Here is a 15,638-nt window from a genome sequence, read left to right on the forward strand (position 1 = left end):
GCCGATCGGGGCTCAGGCGAGATCGCCTTAATGTCCGTCGCCATCGGGGCGTGCCTCCTACGGGTGGACGGCCGTCGCCGGCCCGGGCCGGCGTGCCGGATCCATGAGCGGCGGGCACACCACCGTGGAGGCTCGGCGAGCCGGCCGCCGGCGCGCGTGGACGTACGGCGCATGGGCTGGGCCCTCACCGCTCGCACCGCCGTGCCGTACGTCTGGGCGCGTCGCCGCCTATCCGGTCGTCAGGCTGACGCGAGCGTCTCCACCGAAACCACGATGTTCGCGGCCCTCGCGGGCCGGTGGTACGGAAGTGCGCGCCTGGGGTGCCACGGTCCAGCTCTTCCATCTCCTCGGCCATAAGCCTGGCTCGACCGGTTCCAGGGGCGGGTCGAGGGCGAGTTCGGTGAGCGGCCGGAGGCTCCGAGCCGGGCCACCCACATCGGCAGGTCAAGGGCCGCCGGTAACAATCCCCCACCCACAGCGACCACACCCGCACCGCCACGAACGCCCCGCCCGAACCCCACCCGGCTCCCGCATCAGCGGGGCGAGGATCACCGGTTACAGGCCCTCACCCCCGCCACGAACACCAGCGCCACCCCGCCCGAACCCCAACCGGCAGGCCGCATCGGGGGGTCGGGGGTCAGTGGCCAGCTTCGTGCCAGGTGCGGCCCGTGCCCATCGAGACCTCCAGTGGCACGCGCAGCTCGTACGCGGCGCCCATCTCGCGGGCGACCAGGTCTCGCAGGGGGTCCAGCTCTCCCTCGGCCACCTCGAAGATCAGCTCGTCGTGGACCTGTAGCAGCATCCGGGAGTGCAGGCGTGCTTCGCGGAGTGCGCGGTCGACTCGTAGCATGGCGACCTTGATGATGTCGGCCGCCGAGCCCTGGATCGGGGCGTTCAGCGCCATGCGTTCGGCCATCTCGCGGCGCTGGCGGTTGTCCGACGTCAGGTCGGGCAGGTAGCGGCGGCGGCCCATGATGGTCTCGGTGTAGCCGTCCTGGCGGGCCTTGGACACGATGTCGCGCAGGTAGTCGCGGACGCCGCCGAACTGCTCGAAGTACTCCTCCATCAGCCCGCGGGCCTCGTCCGGCGTGATGCGCAGCTGCTGGGACAGGCCGAACGCCGACAGGCCGTACGCCAGGCCGTAGTTCATCGCCTTGATGCGCGAGCGCAGCTCACCGTCGATCTGCTCGGCCGGCAGGTCGAACACGCGCGACGCCGTGACCGTGTGGAAGTCGATGCCCGACCCGAACGCGTCGATCAGCGCCTCGTCCTCGGACAGGTGGGCCATGATCCGCAGCTCGATCTGGCTGTAGTCGGCGGTCAGCAGGCACGCGAACCCCTCGCCGACCACGAAGCCCTCGCGGATCTGGCGGCCCTCGGCCGTGCGGATCGGGATGTTCTGCAGGTTGGGGTCGGCCGAGGACAGCCGCCCCGTCGCCGCCACCATCTGCCCGAACGTCGTGTGGATGCGCCGGTGGTCGTCGGCCATCGGGATCAGCGAGTCGACCATGCTCTTGAGCTTGGCCACCTCACGGTGGCGCAGCAGCGCCTCCAGCACCGGGTGGGCGGTCTGGGCGAAGAGGTTGGTCAGCGCCTCGGAGTCGGTGGTGTAGCCGGTCTTGGTGCGGCGCGTCTTGGGCAGCCCCAGCTCGTCGAAGAGGATCTGCTGGATCTGCTTGGGCGAGCCGAGGTTGAACTCGCGGCCGATCGCCTCCCACGCGGCTTCCTCGACCGCCTTGACCTCACCGCCGAACGTCGCCGACAGCCGCGCCAGGTAGTCGATGTCCAGGGCGATGCCCAGCCGCTCCATGCCCGCCAGGACCTCCACGAGCGGCATCTCCACGTCGCGCAACAGCGCCACCGCGCCGCGGCGCTCCAGGTCCGCGTCGAGCGCCTCGGCCAGGTCCACCACCGCGCGGGCCCGTACGACCAGGTCGAAGGCGGCCTCCTCCTCGCCGGAGCCGTCGAGGGTGAGCTGGCCGCTGTCGTCGGCCTCCTTGCGCAGCTCGCGGTGGAGGTAGCGCAGCACCAGGTCACCCAGGTCGAACGACCGCTGGCCCGGCAGGGCGAGGTAGGCGGCCAGGGCCGTGTCGCTGGTCAGCCCGTCGAGCTCCATGCCCCGCGCCGCGAACGCCAGCATCGGGCCCTTCGCGTCGTGCATGGCCTTCGGCTGCTTGGGGTCGGCGAGCCAGGCCGCGAACGCCCGCTCGTCCTCCTCGGGCAGCTCCACCGGGTCGAGGAACGCGCCCACGCCCGCCTGGGTGGCCAGCGCGACGCCGGTGATGTCGCCGGTGCCCCGCCCCCAGGTGCCGGTCACCGCGACGCCGACGCGCCCGGCGCCGCTCGCGTGCTCGGCCAGCCACGCGGCCACCTCGCCGGGGCCGGGCCGGGCCATCTCGACCTCGAACCCCTCCTCGGCCTCCGGCTCGACCGCCGACAGCGTCGCGTAGAGCCGCTCGCGCAGCACCCGGAACTGCAGCGTGTCGAACAGCGTGTGGATCTCGTCTCGGTCCCACTGGCCCAGCGTGAGGTCGGCGGGCGCCCGGTCGAGCGGCACCGCGCAGTCGAGCTTGTTGATCTGCTGGTTGCGCAGGACGTCGCCGAGGTGCTCGCGAAGGTTCGCGCCGGCCTTGCCGGTGATCTCGTCGACGTGCGCGATCAGCTCGTCCAGGCCGCCGTACTTGTTGAGCCACTTGGCCGCGGTCTTGGGCCCGACCCCCGGCACGCCCGGCAGGTTGTCGCTGGTCTCCCCCACCAGCGCGGCCAGCTCCCGGTGCCGCTCCGGCGGCACGCCGTACCGCTCCTCGACCGCCGCCGGCGTCATGCGCGCCAGGTCGGACACGCCCTTGCGCGGGTAGAGCACCGTGCAGTGCTCGCCGACCAGCTGGAAGGCGTCGCGGTCGCCGGTGACGATCGAGACCTCCATCTCCTGGGCGACGGCCTGGGTGGCCAGCGTCGCGATCAGGTCGTCGGCCTCGTATCCGGCCACCGACAGCCGCGGGATGCGCAGCGCGTCGAGCACCTCGAAGATCAGGCTGATCTGGCTGCGGAAGTCGTCCGGCGTCTCGCGCCGGTTCGCCTTGTACTCGACGTAGGTCTCGTGGCGGAACGTCGGCTCGCTCCGGTCGAAGCACACCGCCACGAGAGTGGGCTCCTCGTCCCGCAGGACGTTGATCAGCATCGACGTGAAGCCGTACACGGCGTTGGTCGGCTGGCCCGTCGTCGTGGAGAAGTTCTCGATCGGCAGGGCGAAGAACGCCCGGTACGCGAGCGAGTGCCCGTCCAGGAGCAGCAGGCGGGGAGTTTCAGGGGTCGCTTCCGTCATCACCACGCAGGCAGCCTAGCCTTCGCCTAGGACAAATCAGAGCAGGCCGAGAAGGTCATGGGAGGTTTCGTGGACGACGCGAGCGCGGTGGCGCCCGGCGAGCTCGATCTGAACGCGTACGAGGGACTGGCCAGGTCGATGGGCATCGAGATCATCGAGGCGTCGGCCCAACGTGTCGTCGCGCGGATGCCGGTCAAGGGCAACACCCAGCCGTACGGCCTCCTGCACGGCGGCGCGTCCTGCGTTCTCGCCGAGACGATCGGCTCGGTCGGCTCGGTCCTGCACGCCGGGCCCGGCCGCGTCGCGATGGGCATCGAGATCAACGCGAGCCATCACCGCTCGGCCGCGGAGGGGTACGTCACCGGCGTCGCGACCCGGCTGCACGGCGGCCGTACGCTCGCCAGCTACGAGATCATCATCAGCGATGACCGCGATCGGCGGGTATGCACCGCACGCCTGACTTGTGTGATCCGCGATCAGCCGTAGATTTTCTCGTTCCGGTGACCCCTCGGTGACCTGCGGGTTCGTCGTTCGTAGCCGAATCGTTTCCGATCGAGGCCCAACGGGTATGCCCCAGACTTTGCACCCATCACACCAGTCTCGCTACCGTTGCACCGTAAGAGCCCGGAGCGCTGAGTAGAAAACGTACCGCCGGGCCTGTGCAGGGCCGGGGAAGGCCTGCATGGGTTCACCGGCGGCACGGCACCAAAGGCGCTCCGGGCTCATTGCGTCCTGGTCCCGATTCGGCGAAGTCCATCCGGCCCGGCGGCGCCCTCGTCTACGGTCGCGCTGTGCACCGAACCAGCATCTCCGGCCAGGACGCACCGAGACCCGCGAAGACCGCCTCCTCACGCCTCGCGGCGGCGCTGCTCGCGTCCGCCGCCCTGGTGCTCATCGGATGCGGCTCGTCCCCCCGCCACTACAAGATCCCGCCGCAGCCGGTGGACGACGGCGAGACGCCGCTGTCCGGCCGGACCGCCGCGATCGGTGAGGTCACCTACACCGTCATCGGACTCCGCACCGAACTCGGCGAGGTCATCGGCTCACACGGAAGCTGGATCCCGCACGGCCAGTACGTACGGGTGCGGATCCTCATGGTGAACAACGGCCGCGAGCGCCACGACTTCGCCCCCGGCCGGCAACGCGTCGTCACGGCGGACGGGAAGACCTACGGGCCGAGCACCGACGCCATGCAGATCTCCCGCGGGGTCTCCGGCACGCAGTCCATCGCGTCCCACGAACTGTGCGCCTTCGACCTGTGGTTCGACGTGCCGCGAAAGGCCGCCGTCCGGGCGCTGCGCGTCTTCGGCGACCCCTCGTCGTCCCGGCTGGGCGACCAGCTCAAGAACGCCCCGGTCGCGGGCGCCCGGAACCCCGTCGACATCCCGCTGAAATGAGAGCCCGCGCGGACGGGGCACCATCCGCGCGGGCTCTGGGCCGGGCGGCGGTCACCACCCGGCGGGAGGTCAGATCGCCGACTCCGCTCCGCCTCCGAGATAGGCCGCGCGCACCTGCGGGTCGTCCAGCAGCTCGGCGGCCGGGGCCGCCTTCACCACCGCTCCCGTCTCCAACACGTAGGCCCGGTGCGCGATCTGCAGCGCCTGCTGCGCGTTCTGCTCGACCAGCAGAACCGTCGTGCCGCGCCGGTTGATCTCCTGAATGATCGAGAAGATCTGCTGGATGAGCTTGGGCGCAAGCCCCATCGACGGCTCGTCCAGCAACAGGACCCTCGGCCGGGTCATCAGCGCACGCCCGATGGCGAGCATCTGCTGCTCCCCACCCGACATCGTGCCGCCGGCCTGGTCCTTGCGCTCCGCCAGCCGGGGAAACAGGTCGAAGACCTCCTTGAGGTCCTTCTCGACGTCGCCCTTGCGCGCGTACGCGCCCATGAACAGGTTCTCGGTGACCGTCATGCCCGGGAAGATCCCCCGGCCCTCCGGCGCCTGGCCGATGCCCATGAGCACCCGCTTGTGCCCGGCCACCTTGCTGATGTTCCGGCCGCCGAACACGATCCGCCCCGCCGACAGCGGACGCAGACCCGAGATCGTCTTCAGAGTCGTCGACTTGCCGGCGCCGTTCGCGCCGATCAGCGTGACGATCTCGCCCTCGTCGACGTCGACGGACACGCCCTTGAGAGCCGCGATCTTGCCGTAGTGGACGTGGATGTCCCTGATCTCAAGAAGCATCGGCAGGAGCCCCCAGATACGCCTCGATGACCCGCGGATTGTTCTGGATCTCGCTCGGCAGGCCCTCGGCGATCTTCTGGCCGAAGTCGAGTACGGCGATCCGGTCGCTGATGCCCATGACCAGGCTCATGTCGTGCTCGATCAGCAGCACGGTGCGTCCCGCGTCGCGGATCTTCCTAATGAGCCCCTGCAGGGACTCCTTCTCGGTCGGGTTCATCCCCGCCGCCGGCTCGTCGAGCAGCAACAGCTTCGGATCCGTCGCGAGCGCCCGGGCGATCTCCAGCCGCCGCTGGTCGCCGTACGGCAGGTTCTTGGCGGTCTCGTGGATACGGTGCCCGATGCCGACGAACTCCATGATCTCTTCGGCCGCGGCCCGGCCCTGGCGTTCCTCCCGGCGGTGCCAGGGAAGCCCCAGCGCCGCCCCGGCCAGACCCGTACGGTGATTCGCGTCCGCGCCGACCAGAACGTTCTCCAGCGCCGACATGTTGTGAAACAGCCGGACATTCTGGAACGTACGGGCCACGCCGAGCTTGGTCACCTTGAACCGCTTCTGCCCGTCGATCCGGGAACCGGCGAAGACCACCCTGCCCTCGGTCGGCCGGTACACCCCGGTGACCACGTTGAACACGGTCGTCTTCCCCGCGCCGTTCGGGCCGATCAACGCGAAGATCTCACCCTGACCGATCGTCAGGTCCAGACCGTTGATCGCGACCACACCGCCGAAGCGCATCGTCACGCGCCGAAGGTCCAGTACGGGATTCTCGGCACCCGCCGGGGTACTCGCCGCCCTGTGACTCATTCGCCCACCTCACCGGCTGCGACGGTGGCCGGACCCGCCACCTCGGCCCCCATGGATCCCATGCCTCCCGAGCCCTCCTGGAGCTCCGCCTTGCGGCGCCGAGACGGCAACAGACCCTCGGGCCGGAAGACCATCAAGAGCACCAGAACCCCGCCGAAGACGAGGACGCGGTACTCCTGCAGCCCACGGATCCGCTCTGGGATCCAGGCCACGAGGAACGACCCGAGGATGACACCGGGCAGGTTCCCCGAACCACCGAGCACGACCGCCGCCAGGATGGTCGCCGACAGGATGAACGGGAAGTTCGTCGGAATGATCGACACCGCCTGGGAGGCGTACACGACACCGGTCCCCCCGCCGATCGCCGCGCCGATCGCGAACGCCGCCAGCTTGAACTTGAACGTCGGCACGCCCATCAGCTCGGCGGCGTCCTCGTCCTCGCGGATCGAGGCCCACGCCCGGCCGACCCTGCTGTTCTCCAGCCGCTTCACGAAGATGATCGCCACAACGATCACGAGCACCATCAGGTAGTAGTACGGCTTGCCGTCCAGCGCGCCGTACTTGAACGGCTGGACACCGCCGATGCCCAGCGCGTCGAACAGCCCGTTGTCCGGGATCGTCCACTCCGACAGGGACGGCGGATGCGGGATGCCGCCGATGCCGTTCGGCCCGCCGATGTAGTTGGTGTTGTTCGCGGTGATCCGCACGATCTCACCGAAGCCGAGCGTGACGATCGCCAGATAGTCACCGCGCAACCGCAGCGTCGGGGCGCCCAGGATGATGCCCGACAGCGCCGACAGCGCGATGCCGACGAGCAGGATCTCCCAGAAGCTCCAGCCGAACTTCACCCCGAACACCGCCATCGCGTACCCGCCGATGGCGAAGAACGCGACATAGCCGAGGTCGAGCAGGCCGGCCTGGCCCACCACGACGTTCAGGCCGATGCCCAGCAGGATGTAGCCGCCGATCGGGAAGAACAGCAGCGTCGGCCAGTCGGTGTACGGCGACATGAAACTGCCGATGCCGTCCGCCGGCAGGAACAGCGCGAGGACGATCAGGACCACGTAGACGACCCAGCGCGCCCATGAGGGAGCGCCCGACCAGCGGTCACGAATCGAGTCGGCCGCCGAGGAGTACGCGCCGCGTACTCGGGTGAGCGGGTTTCCAGAGGAATCGTTCATGCGCGCGCCTGTTGGAGAGACTCACCGAGAATTCCGGTGGGACGGAACATGAGGACCAGCACCAGAACGCTGAATGCCACGACATTCTGCCATTCCGAGCCGAAGATCGCCGAGCCGTACATTTCGAAGAGCCCGAGCACCACACCGCCGACCAGCGCCCCGCGCAGGTTGCCGATGCCACCGAGCACCGCGGCCGTGAACGCCTTGATGCCCAGCAGGAACCCGACGTCGTACCGGGTCTCCTCGAACCGCAGCATGTAGAGCGCCGCCGCGACACCGGCCATCGCACCGCCGATCGCGAACGTCGCGGTCACGATCCGGTCGATGTTGACGCCCATCAGCACCGCCGTCTCCGGGTCCTGCGCGGTCGCGCGGATGCCGCGGCCCAGCTTCGTGCGGGTCACGAAGATGTCGAGCAGCACCATCATCAGCACCGCGCCGACGATCACGATGAGACGGTCGTTGGAGAGTTCGAAACTGCCGATGTGGATCACGTCGGACCGCTCCACGAAATGACCCTGGACCGGCAGCGCGCCCTTCTCCTTCGGCAGGTCGAAGGCCCACGGCACGACGACGCGCGCGAACAGCTGCTGCAGGAACAGCGACGCGCCGATCGCCGAGATCAGGGCCGCCAGGCGAGACGCCCCGTGACGGCGCAACGGCCGGTACGCCGCGTACTCGAGGATCACCGCGCTGCCGCCCGAGGCCACCGCACCCGCGACCGCCAGGACGACGAGCAGCCCGACCAGGGCGAACCCGCCCACGTTGGACGGCATGCCGAACAGATGAAGCATCCCCAGCACGGCGAACGTGCCGATCATGAAGATCTCGGAATGCGCGAAGTTGATGAGACGAAGAACGCCGTAGACCATCGTGTAGCCGAGTGCCACCAGCGCGTAGATCGCGCCCAGCGACAACCCGTCGATCGTGTACGGCCAGAACTGGCTGATGAGGTTGTTCAAGTTGATCGCCTTCGCCGCAGGAGCGGGAGCGTGGTGCGCTCCCGCTCCTGGCATTACGTAAGCCCGCCTACGGCGGACGGATTACTTGACAGTGGCGGTCTTGGAGTTGCCCAGGAGGGGCAGCTCGCTGCCCTTGACCTCGTACACGTAGACGTCCGTCGCGGTCGGCTCACCGGCCGAGCTGAACTTGATCTGCTTCGAGACGCCCGGCTGGTCGATCGTCGACAGGAAGGTGTTGATCTTCTCCGGGGTGGTGTTCCCCGCCTTCACCGCCGCGATGAACGCGGTCGCCGCGTCATACGCCTCGGCGGAGTAGATCGCCGGGTCGGCGTTGAACTTGGCCTTGTACTCCTGCGCGAACTTCTTGCTCGCCGCGCCCGCGGACCCGGTCGGGTCGATCAGGCAGGGGCAGCCGATGATCGTGCCGTCGGCGGTCGTGCCGCCCGCGCCCTGGGCGAGGCCCTTGTCCAGCGAACCGTCGCCCGAGAGGAACCGGCCCTTCACGCCGCCCTCACGAAGCTGCTTGACCAGCTTGCCGGCCTGCGCGTAGTAACCGCCGTAGAAGATCGCGTCCGGGTTGAACGCCTTGGCCTTGTTGACCGTCGAGGAGTAGTCCGACCCCTGCGGGTCGATCGCGTCCTCGGAGGTCTTGACGCCGGCCTTCTCCACGTTCGCCTTCACCGTCTCGGCGAGCGGCTTACCGTACTCGGAGCTGTCGTGGATGATGAAGACCTTCTTGGCCTTCAGGTTCGAGGAGATGAAGTTGCCGATGCCGGCGCCCTGGACGTTGTCGTTGGCGATGAGCCGGTGCCAGAACTTCCAGCCGTGGGTGGCCAGCGCGGCGTTGGTGGCCGACGACGAGATGTTGGGGACCTTGCCCTCTTCCAGGACCGGGTCCGCCTGGGCGGACTCACCCGAGAACGTCGGCCCGATCAGACCCGCGATCTTGTCCTTGGTGATCGCCTGCTTGACCAGGGGCACGGCCTGCTCGCCCTTGCCCTGGCTGTCGTAGGTCTTGAACTGGATCTTCACCTTCGGGTTCGTCGCGTTGTACTGGTCGAACGCCAGTTGCGCGCCCTGCTTGGGCGGGATGACGATGCCGGAGTTCTCACCGGTCAGGTCACCCAAGAAGCCGATAGTGACGGTGTCGCCTTTGCTGCCACCGCTGCCAGAGTCTCCGCAGGCGGACGCGCCGAGCGCCAACGCCGCGCTCACCGCGATCACGCCGGTGAACTTCACAGTCTTGCTCCGCAAGGCCGCTACTTCCTTCCGTAACCGTTTGCACGGGGGATGCCGGGTACCTCCCCAGGACGATCATCTGGGCTCTTTTGGCGCTTTTTCACGGTTCCTGGGGGCCAGGGCAGTAGTACACCGATGTGCTGGGCGTGATGGACAGCCCTTCGACAGGGTGTTTTCAGTTCGTTACTCACTTGTGCCCTAACCGTCGAACAGTTGACTGAACCGGCACCGAACGTGCGGGAGCAGGCCAAACGCCCTCGACGGCGGCACGCGGCGCCGTCAAAGGTGATGACTTTTGTCAGGGAGTGAGTTGACGCGCCGTCACTCGGCGTCGCCCGCGGGCGGCCGGCCCAGCCCGCCGCCGATGACCGCCTCGGCCACCGCCCGCATGGTCATGCGGCGGTCCATCGAGGTCTTCTGGATGAACCGGAAGGCCTCCGGCTCGGTCCAGCCACGAGCGGTCTGCAGCAGCCCCTTGGCCCGGTCGACGGCCTTGCGCGTCTCCAGGCGCTCCTCCAGGGTGCCGACCTCGGCCTCCAGGCTCTTGATCTCCTGGAACCGGCTCACCGCCATCTCGATCGCGGGCACCAGGTCGGCCTTGGTGAACGGCTTGACGAGGTACGCCATGGCGCCGGCCTCCCGGGCCCGCTCGACCAGCTCGCGCTGGGAGAAGGCGGTGAGGATCACGACGGGGGCGATGCGATCCACCGCGATGCGCTCCGCGGCCGAGATGCCGTCGAGGATGGGCATCTTGACGTCGAGAATGACGAGATCGGGCGTGTGTTCGGCGGTGAGGCGGATGGCGGACTCGCCATCTCCGGCCTCCCCGACGACCTCGTAGCCCTCTTCTTCCAGCATCTCCTTGAGGTCGAGCCTGATGAGGGCCTCATCCTCGGCGATCACAACGCGGCGCGGGGTCTCGGTCACGCGCACGAGCGTACCCGGACCCGCTATCCTCGTACCTACCGCGGTCGCTCTAGTAGCGAACGACCACTAAAGTGGACGAAGTGGGTTAGTCCACGCATAGAGAGCCCCGATAGACCAATCGGCAGAGTCCGCAGATTCAAAACCTGCACAGTGTGGGTTCGAATCCCACTCGGGGCACATTTCAGGAAACCGCCGTCCGTCTCGGACGGCGGTTTTGTCGTAGCCGGACGCGACACTGTGTGGCATGTACGACGTCGGGACGCGCTCTCGCGCGTTAGAACTCCTCGCCCAGGGTCTGACCGTCAGTGAGGTAAGCAGGCGCACTCGTATTTCGCGATCGGCACTCAGCGAATGGCAGCGACGAACCGATCGAGGGCAGTCTCTCTACTCTCCCCGAAGCACATGCCCTCGCTGCGAGTCACCTCCTGCCACTCCTGCACATGTGGACAAATACGCCTACTTGCTCGGGATCTACCTCGGGGACGGGTGTGTCAGCCCCGTCAGTGACCCTGGTAAGCAGGTCTGGGCGCTGCGGATCTTCTGTGCGGATGCCTACCCGGGGCTCATCGACGAGTGCGTCGAGGCCGTCCGCGCCGTCCGGCCGGACAACCGGGTTCGCCTGCTCCAACTGACCGGATGCACCGAGGTCAACAGCCACTCCAAGCACTGGCCCTGCCTCTTCCCCCAGCACGCCCCCGGCAGGAAGCATGACCGACCCATCCGTTTGGAGGCATGGCAACGGGAGGCCGTCTCGGAGTTCACCGAGGAATTCGTCCGCGGGCTGATCCACTCGGACGGAAGCCGCTCGACGAACCGAGTACGGCACCGGCTGAAGAGCGGCGAGCGCTGGTACGAGTACCCGCGTTATTTCTTCACGAACGAATCCGCGGACATCATGCGGCTGTTCACCCACGCGCTGGACCGGCTCGACATCGAGTGGAAGCGATCCAACCGGAACAACATCTCGATCGCCAAGAAGGAGGCGGTGGCGCGGCTGGATGAGTTCGTGGGGCCGAAGTACTGAACGCGCCGGTGCTGCGGGTGGCCGGTGATACCCGCGAGCGACCGCCGGTCAGTGTCGGGGGTGTCGGCTCGGACGTCGTCCGGGCGGCCCCGCACTCGACCGGCGGTGCGGGCAGGGGTCAGATCGGGCGGGCCTGGGCGATGGCGTCGCCGATGCGGTGGACGCGCAGGGCGTTCGTGGAGCCCGCCGTGCCGGGAGGGGAGCCGGCGACGATGACGACCCGGTCGCCCTTCTGACAGCGGCCGATCTCCAGCAGCGCCGACTCGACCTGCTGCACCATCTCGTCGGTGTGGTAGACCTCCGGCACCGTGAACGTCTCGACGCCCCAGACCAGGGCCAGTTGGCTGCGGGTCTCCGGACGGGCCGTGAAGGCGAGCAGCGGGATCGGGGAGCGATATCGCGACAGCCGTCGTGCCGTCTCGCCCGTCATCGTGAAGGCCACCAGCGCCTTGGCTCCGACGGTCGCGCCGACCTCGGCGGCCGCCCGGGCGATCGCGCCGCCGACGGTCTCGGGGATGCGGTCGAGCGAGTGGGTCGCGCGCAGCGTCGTCTCTTCGGCGGCGCACACGATGCGGCTCATCGTCTGCACGGACTCGATGGGATAGTCGCCGACGCTGGTCTCGCCGGACAGCATGACGGCGTCGGCGCCCTCGAAGACGGCCCCGGCGACGTCGGAGACCTCCGCGCGCGTGGGCCTCGGGGCGCTGATCATCGACTCGAGCATCTGGGTCGCGACGATGACCGGGCGGGCCTTCTCGCGGGTCAGTTCGATGGCGCGCTTCTGGACGATGGGGACCTGCTCGAGCGGAAGCTCCACGCCGAGGTCGCCACGGGCGACCATGATGCCGTCGAAGGCCTCGACGATCTCTTCGAGGTGCTCGACCGCCTGCGGCTTTTCGATCTTGGCGAGGACGGGGACGATCCGGCCTTCCTCGTCCATGATGCGGCGTACCGGCTCGGCGTCTTCGGGGGTGCGCACGAAGGACAGGGCGACCATGTCGACGCCCAGGCGGAGGGAGAAGCGGAGGTCCTCCTCGTCCTTTTCGGTGAGGGCGGGCACGCTGACGGCGACGCCCGGCAGGTTGAGGCCCTTGTGGTTGGAGACCATGCCTCCGACGAGCACGCGGGTGCGGACGCGCGGGCCCTCGACCGCGGTGACGTTGAGCACGACACGACCGTCGTCGATGAGGATCGTGTCGCCGGGGCCGACGTCACCGGGGAGGCCGCCGTAGGTGGTGGACACCTGCGAACGGTCGCCGGGCACGTCCTCGGTGGTGACGGTGAACTCGTCGCCGAGAGTGAGGCGTACGGGGCCGTCGGCGAACGTGCCGAGCCGGATCTTGGGACCCTGGAGGTCCGCGAGGATGCCGAGGGCGCGGCCACTGGTGTTCGCGGCCTCGCGCAGGAGGCGGTAGACGTCCTCGTGCTGCTGCTGGGTGCCGTGGCTCATGTTGAGCCGGGCGATATCGATGCCGGCCTCCACCAACGCGGTGACGCGCTCAGGGCTGGAGCAGGCGGGGCCTATGGTGCTGACGATCTTTGCTCGGCGACTCACATCTCCAACTTTAAGTAGTTACCCGCGAGTACGCGTATTCGTGCAGGTCACCGTTGCCCGGTGTTCACTCAATGGTCTAGACCGAACAGGGTGTGCGGGTTCGTAGGGCCCGAAACCGGACACGGCGCCGGCCGCCCGGGAGCCCCTCCCGGGCGGGTCCGCGGGTCAGGCCGAGGCGAACACCTCGACCGCCTCCTGGCAGTACGCCTTGAGGTCGTCGGGCCTGCGGCTGGTCACCAGGGTGTTGGGGCCGGCCGTGCAGATCCGCACCTCTTCGTCGACCCAGGTGCCGCCGGCGTTGCGGATGTCGGTCCGCAGGCTCGGCCAGGACGTGAGGGTCCGGCCGCGTACGACGTCGGCCTCGACCAGGGTCCACGGCGCGTGGCAGATCGCGGCGACGGGCTTGCCCGCGTCGAAGAACGCGCGTACGAACGCGACGGCCTTGTCGTTCATCCGGAGGAAGTCGGGGTTGGCGACCCCGCCGGGCAGCGCGAGCCCGTCGAAGTCGTCGGCCGACACCTCATCGACGGTCGCGTCCACCGGGAAGGTGTCCGCCTTCTCCAGGTGGTCACGCCCCTGGACCTCGCCGGACCTGGTGGAGATGAGCCGGGGCGTTCCGCCGGCCTGCTCGATCGCCTTCCAGGGCTCGGTCAACTCGACCTGTTCGATCCCGTCCGGCGCGACGAGGAACGCGATGGTCTTTCCCTGCAACTGCGTGGCCATGAGCCGGAACCTCCCCTGACGGGTCTATGGAGCATCCTTCGCTGCTGTCAGCCCTGCCCTCGATGGGACGCGCTATTCACGACGCGGGCCGGAGCCGCGGGTGACCCGCGTCACCACCGCGGCCGAACACGCATGACCGTATTTGTCGTCTCTTTTCGAATTAAATGTCATGGCATTCCGACGATGATTTGCGCGCGCCCCGTTTCATGCGCCATTTTGCTGTGGAGGTTTTCGAGATTCCGACCGTACGGGGAGCGTGACAGATGCCGGACCTGACCCGTCGCCGTCTGTTCAGCAGGGCGGGCGCGATCGCTGCGGCGGCCTTCGCCGCGGAGTTCCTGCCGCCGAACGTACGGCGGGCGATGGCCGGCACTCCTGATGACGTCAAGGGGAAACTCGCCGACATTGAGCACGTCGTGATTTTGATGCAGGAAAATCGCTCGTTCGACCATTACTTCGGAACTCTTCCGGGTGTACGGGGGTTCTCCGACCCGGAGGCGATCACCTTGAGCACCGGGCGTCCGGTGTTCTACCAGCCCGACCCGGTCAACCCGGCCGGCTACCTGCTGCCGTTCCACCTCGACACCCGGACGACCAACGCGCAGGCGATCCCCTCGACCAACCACGCGTGGCCGGTGCAGCACAGCGCCTGGAACTCCGGGAGGATGGACAACTGGCTGCCCGCGCACCGGGCCGCCGACGGCGTGAACGGCCCGTACGTCATGGGGTACCACACGCGGGAGGACATCCCGTTCCACTTCGCGCTGGCGGAGTCCTTCACCATCTGCGACCACTACTTCTGCTCGGTGCTGGGGCCCACCTGGCCGAATCGCCTCTACCACATGAGCGCCACGATCGACCCGGGTGGTACGCGGGGCGGGCCGGTGGTCCGTAACCGGGACCCGGCGCCGTACACCTGGCCGACGTATCCGGAGGCGCTGACCGCCGCGGGCGCGAGCTGGAAGGTCTACCAGGAGATCGACAACTACGGCTGCAACGTCCTGGAGTACTTCGCGGCGTTCCAGAACGCCCCCACGGCGTCTCCGTTGTTCCGCAACGGCCTGCGCACGTACGCGGCCGGCCAGTTCGAGTACGACGCCGCGAACGACCTGCTGCCGACCGTCTCGTGGATCATCCCGACGAGCTTTCAGTCCGAGCATCCCGACTACACGCCGGCGGCCGGCGCCGACTACGTCGCGAGCAAGATCGACGCGATCGCCGCCAACCCGGACGTGTGGAAGAAGACGCTGTTCATCCTCAACTACGACGAGAACGACGGCCTGTTCGACCACGTCCCTCCCCCGGTGCCGCCCGCGGGCACGCCGGACGAGTTCGTGGACGGCCTGCCGATCGGCGGCGGGTTCCGGGTGCCGTGCCTGCTCATCTCGCCGTGGACCATGGGCGGCTGGGTCGCGCGTGAGCCCTTCGACCACACCTCGGTCCTGCGCCTTCTCGAACGCCTGACCGGTGTGCGGATCCCGAACCTCAGTGCGTGGCGGCGTACGGCGTTCGGCGACCTGACCTCGGCTCTGGGGTTCGCGGCGAGGGGCCGCCCGCCGCGGCTGCCGGACACCAAGCGGCGGCTGGACGAGGCCGTGCGCGACGTCGCGACGTTGCCGACGCCGCTGTTCCCCGAGGAGGACCAGACTCCGCCGCGGCAGGAGAAGGGCCCCCGGCCCCGGCCGCGCCCGCAGCCGCGCACTCAGGCCCAGCCCCG

13 protein-coding genes, 1 tRNA gene and 1 pseudogene are annotated in these 15,638 nt (G+C 68.5%); 6 read left to right on the forward strand and 9 right to left on the reverse strand.

What is annotated here, in order from left to right; translation table 11 throughout:
* Positions 1 to 637 precede the first annotated feature (637 nt).
* Positions 638 to 3,325 (reverse strand): DNA polymerase I, encoded by a 2,688-nt coding sequence (gene polA, locus ACFFNX_RS22625; protein ID WP_378205633.1) that lies wholly within the window; start codon positions 3,323 to 3,325, stop codon positions 638 to 640.
* 57 nt (positions 3,326 to 3,382) lie between these two features.
* Between polA and ACFFNX_RS22630 the strand changes: the two genes are divergently transcribed.
* Positions 3,383 to 3,811 carry a PaaI family thioesterase gene (locus ACFFNX_RS22630; RefSeq protein WP_378205603.1) on the forward strand — a complete coding sequence of 143 codons (429 nt, stop codon included), beginning with the start codon at positions 3,383 to 3,385 and terminating at the stop codon, positions 3,809 to 3,811.
* A gap of 305 nt (positions 3,812 to 4,116) precedes the next feature.
* Complete coding sequence (locus tag ACFFNX_RS22635) at positions 4,117 to 4,722, forward strand: DUF4352 domain-containing protein (protein ID WP_378205606.1); 606 nt, start codon at positions 4,117 to 4,119, stop codon at positions 4,720 to 4,722.
* Between the two features lie 69 nt (positions 4,723 to 4,791).
* Here ACFFNX_RS22635 and ACFFNX_RS22640 read toward each other — a convergent pair whose 3' ends face one another.
* From ACFFNX_RS22640 to ACFFNX_RS22665, 6 genes are all read right to left on the reverse strand, one after another.
* On the reverse strand, positions 4,792 to 5,511 hold the full coding sequence (locus ACFFNX_RS22640; protein WP_378205609.1) for an ABC transporter ATP-binding protein: 720 nt from the start codon (positions 5,509 to 5,511) through the stop codon (positions 4,792 to 4,794).
* On the reverse strand, positions 5,501 to 6,310 hold the full coding sequence (locus tag ACFFNX_RS22645) for an ABC transporter ATP-binding protein (RefSeq protein ID WP_378205612.1): 810 nt from the start codon (positions 6,308 to 6,310) through the stop codon (positions 5,501 to 5,503). Before ACFFNX_RS22645 ends, ACFFNX_RS22640 begins: the two co-directional genes overlap by 11 nt.
* Positions 6,307 to 7,491, reverse strand: coding sequence for an ABC transporter permease subunit (locus tag ACFFNX_RS22650; RefSeq protein WP_378205615.1), 1,185 nt, complete (start codon positions 7,489 to 7,491; stop codon positions 6,307 to 6,309). The genes ACFFNX_RS22645 and ACFFNX_RS22650 overlap by 4 nt, the downstream gene beginning before the upstream one ends.
* Positions 7,488 to 8,453 (reverse strand): branched-chain amino acid ABC transporter permease, encoded by a 966-nt coding sequence (locus tag ACFFNX_RS22655; RefSeq protein WP_446678522.1) that lies wholly within the window; start codon positions 8,451 to 8,453, stop codon positions 7,488 to 7,490. Before ACFFNX_RS22655 ends, ACFFNX_RS22650 begins: the two co-directional genes overlap by 4 nt.
* Before the next feature lie 81 nt (positions 8,454 to 8,534).
* Entirely contained in the window at positions 8,535 to 9,707 is a 1,173-nt protein-coding gene (locus tag ACFFNX_RS22660) for a branched-chain amino acid ABC transporter substrate-binding protein (RefSeq protein ID WP_378205618.1), read from the reverse strand.
* 306 nt (positions 9,708 to 10,013) lie between these two features.
* Positions 10,014 to 10,625: an ANTAR domain-containing response regulator gene (locus ACFFNX_RS22665; protein ID WP_378205621.1), complete on the reverse strand. Its 612-nt coding sequence runs from the start codon at positions 10,623 to 10,625 to the stop codon at positions 10,014 to 10,016.
* Between the two features lie 97 nt (positions 10,626 to 10,722).
* Here ACFFNX_RS22665 and ACFFNX_RS22670 point away from each other — a divergent pair.
* The 3 genes and pseudogenes from ACFFNX_RS22670 to ACFFNX_RS22680 all read left to right on the forward strand — a co-directional run bounded on the left by ACFFNX_RS22670 (position 10,723) and on the right by ACFFNX_RS22680 (position 11,643).
* Positions 10,723 to 10,796, forward strand: a tRNA-Leu gene (locus ACFFNX_RS22670).
* A 67-nt stretch (positions 10,797 to 10,863) separates the two neighbouring features.
* Positions 10,864 to 10,983, forward strand: a pseudogene (locus ACFFNX_RS22675) (helix-turn-helix domain-containing protein); the annotation flags it as partial.
* A gap of 78 nt (positions 10,984 to 11,061) precedes the next feature.
* Positions 11,062 to 11,643, forward strand: a complete 582-nt coding sequence (locus ACFFNX_RS22680; RefSeq protein ID WP_378205640.1) for a transcriptional regulator — start codon at positions 11,062 to 11,064, stop codon at positions 11,641 to 11,643.
* 118 nt (positions 11,644 to 11,761) lie between these two features.
* Here the strand turns inward: ACFFNX_RS22680 and pyk are convergent, their stop codons facing one another.
* Together pyk and ACFFNX_RS22690 are read right to left on the reverse strand one after the other, a co-directional pair.
* Positions 11,762 to 13,198 (reverse strand): pyruvate kinase, encoded by a 1,437-nt coding sequence (gene pyk, locus ACFFNX_RS22685; RefSeq protein WP_378205624.1) that lies wholly within the window; start codon positions 13,196 to 13,198, stop codon positions 11,762 to 11,764.
* A 165-nt stretch (positions 13,199 to 13,363) separates the two neighbouring features.
* Positions 13,364 to 13,921: a type 1 glutamine amidotransferase domain-containing protein gene (locus tag ACFFNX_RS22690; RefSeq protein ID WP_378205627.1), complete on the reverse strand. Its 558-nt coding sequence runs from the start codon at positions 13,919 to 13,921 to the stop codon at positions 13,364 to 13,366.
* Between the two features lie 263 nt (positions 13,922 to 14,184).
* On the opposite strand from ACFFNX_RS22690, the gene ACFFNX_RS22695 reads away from it, so the two are divergent.
* Positions 14,185 to 15,638 (forward strand): alkaline phosphatase family protein (locus ACFFNX_RS22695; RefSeq protein ID WP_378205630.1); only part of this gene is annotated, 1,454 nt, incomplete at its 3' end.

Source organism: Actinoallomurus acaciae (assembly GCF_042429965.1).
Classification (GTDB): domain Bacteria; phylum Actinomycetota; class Actinomycetes; order Streptosporangiales; family Streptosporangiaceae; genus Actinoallomurus; species Actinoallomurus acaciae.

Coding starts and splice junctions, on each gene's coding strand:
- polA (WP_378205633.1), bottom strand. CDS start 3,325: ATGACGGAAGCGACCCCTGAAACTCCCCGCCTGCTGCTCCTGGACGGG.
- ACFFNX_RS22630 (WP_378205603.1), top strand. CDS start 3,383: ATGGGAGGTTTCGTGGACGACGCGAGCGCGGTGGCGCCCGGCGAGCTC.
- ACFFNX_RS22640 (WP_378205609.1), bottom strand. CDS start 5,511: ATGCTTCTTGAGATCAGGGACATCCACGTCCACTACGGCAAGATCGCG.
- ACFFNX_RS22645 (WP_378205612.1), bottom strand. CDS start 6,310: ATGAGTCACAGGGCGGCGAGTACCCCGGCGGGTGCCGAGAATCCCGTA.
- ACFFNX_RS22650 (WP_378205615.1), bottom strand. CDS start 7,491: ATGAACGATTCCTCTGGAAACCCGCTCACCCGAGTACGCGGCGCGTAC.
- ACFFNX_RS22690 (WP_378205627.1), bottom strand. CDS start 13,921: ATGGCCACGCAGTTGCAGGGAAAGACCATCGCGTTCCTCGTCGCGCCG.